Annotated in this window: 4 protein-coding genes; all 4 read left to right on the top strand. The window is 63.1% G+C overall.

From position 1 onward, the window contains the following. The coding region (hfq, locus tag VIR09_RS03145; protein WP_332011552.1) for an RNA chaperone Hfq at positions 1-205 on the top strand (205 nt) is incomplete at its 5' end. An 84-nt stretch (positions 206-289) separates the two neighbouring features. Then, complete coding sequence (gene hflX, locus VIR09_RS03150) at positions 290-1,396, top strand: GTPase HflX (RefSeq protein WP_332011553.1); 1,107 nt, start codon at positions 290-292, stop codon at positions 1,394-1,396. Further along, positions 1,362-2,663: an FtsH protease activity modulator HflK gene (gene hflK, locus VIR09_RS03155; RefSeq protein ID WP_332011554.1), complete on the top strand. Its 1,302-nt coding sequence runs from the start codon at positions 1,362-1,364 to the stop codon at positions 2,661-2,663. The genes hflX and hflK overlap by 35 nt, the downstream gene beginning before the upstream one ends. A gap of 18 nt (positions 2,664-2,681) precedes the next feature. Continuing rightward, positions 2,682-3,584, top strand: coding sequence for a protease modulator HflC (gene hflC, locus VIR09_RS03160; protein ID WP_207471238.1), 903 nt, complete (start codon positions 2,682-2,684; stop codon positions 3,582-3,584). The last annotated feature ends 302 nt before the right edge of the window (positions 3,585-3,886 follow it).

The raw sequence follows: 3,886 nt of genomic DNA on the forward strand, positions 1-3,886 counted from the left end.
GTTCCTGAACACGCTGCGCAAGGACCATGTGCCCGTGTCGATCTACCTGGTGAACGGCATCAAGCTTCAAGGGCAAATCGAATCCTTCGACCAGTACGTGGTGCTGCTGCGCAATACGGTCACGCAAATGGTCTACAAGCATGCCATTTCCACCGTCGTTCCCGCGCGTGCCGTGAATTTTCAGGTGGAAGTCCCTGCTGAATAATCTCGCTCCAGCTTTACCTTTTATTGCCCGCCGGACGGTACTCGTCGGCGGGCATTTTCGCTTTGGCTCCAATATGGTGCATGTATGCGCGCTTTGATTATCAGCGTGGACCTGGGAGATCCAGACTTCGCGGCCCATGCCGAGGAATTCGCCATGCTGGCCAAAGGCGCTGGCGCGGAAGTCGTCGGCACCTTGACGGCTCGGCGCGACCGGCCCGACGCCAAGTTCTTCATCGGTTCAGGCAAGGCCGATGAAGGCGTGGCGATGGCCCAGGCCTTGCTGGCCGACATCGTTCTTTTCGACCAGCCGCTGTCCCCCGCCCAGCAACGCAATCTGGAACGTGCATTCAACCTGCGCGTGGTGGACCGTGTCGCCCTCATCCTCGACATCTTCGCGCTGCGCGCGAAGAGCCACGAAGGCAAGCTGCAGGTCGAATTGGCGCAACTGCAGCATCTGGCCACGCGCCTGACCCGCATGTGGAGCCACCTGGAACGGCAGCGCGGCGGTATCGGCATGCGCGGGCCGGGTGAGGCTCAGCTCGAAATGGACCGCCGCATTATCGGCGCCAAGGTCAAGGTGCTGCGCGAGCGGCTGGACAGGGTCGAACGCCAGCGCGTGACCCAGCGTCGGGCGCGCGCCCGCGGCGGCGCCTTGTCGGTGTCGCTGGTCGGCTATACCAACGCCGGCAAGTCCACCTTGTTCAATGCCCTGACGCGCGCCGACAGCTATGCCGCTGACCAGCTGTTCGCCACCCTGGATACGACCACGCGCCGTATCTGGATCGAAGCGGCGGGTTCGGTGGTGGTGTCCGACACGGTCGGGTTCATCCGCGACCTGCCTCACGGCCTGATCGCGGCATTCCGTGCCACCCTGGAAGAAACCGTGCATGCCGACCTGCTGCTGCACGTGGTCGATGCCGCCAGCCCGCAGCGCGATGAGCAGATTTTCGAGGTCAACAAGGTGCTGGCCGAAATCGGCGCGGCTTCGATTCCCACCATTCTCGTATACAACAAGATCGATCTGGCCGGATTGGAACCGCGGGTGGAGCGCGACGCACATGGTACGATTGCGCGAGTATTTGTAAGCGCCACCGAGCGCGCCGGTTTGGATGCGTTGCGCGGGGCAATTGCGGAAACCGGACAGATTGTGGGAAACAATGCCGCGAATTATCAAACTCTTCAATCTGAATGACCCCGGCTGGGGTCGTGGGAACAACAATGGCTCCGAGCCGCCGCCCAAGCGGCCTCAAGGCAACGGAGACGGCCCTCCCGACCTGGACGAAGTCTGGCGCGATTTCAACAATCGCATCGGATCGCTGTTCGGGCGCAAGGGCGGGGGCGGCAATAACCGTCCCGGCAACCGTGGCGGCATAACGCCGCCGTCGCCGCGTGGTGCGCGCATCGGCCTGGGGGTGATCGCCCTGGTCGCGGCCGGCATCTGGCTGGCCAGCGGGTTCTACATCGTGCAGGAAGGCCAGGTCGCGGTTGTGACACAGTTCGGCAAGTACAAGTCGACGTCGCAAGCCGGTTTCCAATGGCGCATGCCGTATCCCATCCAGAGCCACGAAATGGTCAACGTGTCGCAGCTGCGCACGTTCGAGGTCGGCTTCCGCGGCGGTGCGCGCAACAAGGTTCTGCCCGAAGCGCTGATGCTCACGACGGACGAGAACATCGTCGATATGCAGTTCGTCGTCCAGTACCGCCTGCGTGCCGACGGCGCGCCCGATTACCTCTTCATGACGCGCGATCCCGATGAATCCGTCCGCCAGGCGTCGGAGACGGCCATGCGCGAAGTCGTGGGCAAGCAGTCGATGGACTTCGTGCTCTACGAGGGCCGCACCACGGTCGCCACGCAAGTGCAGACCCTGATGCAGCAGATCCTGGACCGCTATCAGACTGGCGTGCAGGTCAGCACCGTCGCCATCCAGAACGTGCAGCCGCCCGAGCAGGTGCAAGCCGCGTTCGACGACGCCGTCAAGGCAGGCCAGGACCGTGAGCGCCAGATCAACGAAGGCCAGGCCTACGCCAATCAGGTCGTGCCGCTGGCCAGCGGCCAGGCATCCCGCATGACCGAACAGGCCGAAGGCTACAAGGCCAAGGTCGTCGGCGATGCCCAGGGTAATACTTCGCGCTTCACCAGCATCCTTGGCGAATACGAGAAGTCGCCGGCGGTCATGCGCCAGCGTATGTATCTGGAGAGCATGCAGGAGATCTTCACGCGCGCCAGCAAGGTCATGGTCGACACCAAGAGCAACAACAACATGTTGTATCTGCCCCTGGACAAGATCATGCATCTGGCCGCTCAGGACGCCAGCAAGTCCGGTGTCGCCGGTTCGGGTTCGCCCACGCTGGCTAGCCCGCCCGCCCAGTCGCCGGCGCGCGGCAGCGCCGCGCCGGTGCCTCAGTCTTCCGGCAGCAGCAATAGCAACACGCTGCCCCGCGACCGTACGTCGCGCTAACCCGGAGGAGTCCTGATCATGCAACGTCTCATGCCTATCCTGGTCGGCCTGCTCATCGTGCTGGCCGCCCTTTCTTCCTGCGTCTTCGTCGTGCGCGAGCGCGACTACGCCCTGGTGTTCTCGCTGGGTGAAGTGCGCAGGACCATCAACGAACCCGGCCTTTACTTCAAGGCGCCGCCTCCGTTCCAGAATGTCGTGACGCTCGACAAGCGCATTCTGACCATCGAAACCAACGAAGCCGAACGCATCCAGACTTCCGAAAAGAAGAACCTGCTGATCGATTCGTACGTCAAGTGGCGCATTGCGGATCCCCGCCAGTACTACGTGTCCACCGGCGGCAATGAACGCGTCGCGCAGGAGCGCCTGCAGGCGCTGATCCGCGACGCGCTGAACGCCTCGGTCAACGTGCGCACGGTGCGCGACGTGGTTTCGACCGAACGCGACAAGATCATGGCCGAGATCCTGACCAACGTCGCCAAGCGCGCCGAACCCCTGGGCGTGCAGATTGTCGACGTGCGCCTGCGCCGCATCGAGTTCGCGCCGGAGATTTCGGAATCGGTGTATCGCCGCATGGAAGCGGAGCGTACGCGCGTCGCCAACGAGCTGCGTTCCATCGGTGCCGCCGAAGGCGAAAAGATCCGCGCCGAAGCCGATCGCCAACGTGAAGTGATCGTGGCCCAGGCCTATGCCAAGGCCCAGGGCATCATGGGTGAGGGCGATGCCGCGGCCGCCGCGATCTATTCGCAGGCCTATGGCAAGAACCCGCAGTTCTACACGTACTACAAGAGCCTGGAAGCCTATCGCGCTTCGTTCTCGAAGCCGGGTGACGTGCTGGTCGTCGACCCCAGCTCCAGCTTCTTCCAGTTCATGAAGGACCCCACCGGCGACGCGCTGGCGCCGGTCACCGTGCCGGCCAAGTGATGCGGCTGCGGTAGCGCGGAACGAAAAGCCCCTTGGATTTCCAAGGGGCTTTTTACTGTCGGATGCGGCGGCGAGCTCGTCGCTGAGTAATGAGGGACGGTTTCCCGCCCAGTGCAGGCCGGGTGGCGCTCGTCGCTGAACCATGTACAATACCCCGTAAGCTAGAAAACATTCCGCAGCGGCTGAGCGGGCTTACGCCCCCTCAGCCGCTTTTTCGTTTGGGCGACGCCCACGCATCACTTGGCGTTATTCAGGTAAACATTCATGGGTAACTGGTTGCTGCCCGAGAGCCTTGCCGACGT

The sequence above is a fragment of the Achromobacter sp. genome (genome assembly GCF_036567245.1).
Taxonomy (GTDB): domain Bacteria; phylum Pseudomonadota; class Gammaproteobacteria; order Burkholderiales; family Burkholderiaceae_B; genus Achromobacter.

Coding starts and splice junctions, on each gene's coding strand:
- hflX (WP_332011553.1), top strand. CDS start 290: ATGCGCGCTTTGATTATCAGCGTGGACCTGGGAGATCCAGACTTCGCG.
- hflK (WP_332011554.1), top strand. CDS start 1,362: ATGCCGCGAATTATCAAACTCTTCAATCTGAATGACCCCGGCTGGGGT.
- hflC (WP_207471238.1), top strand. CDS start 2,682: ATGCAACGTCTCATGCCTATCCTGGTCGGCCTGCTCATCGTGCTGGCC.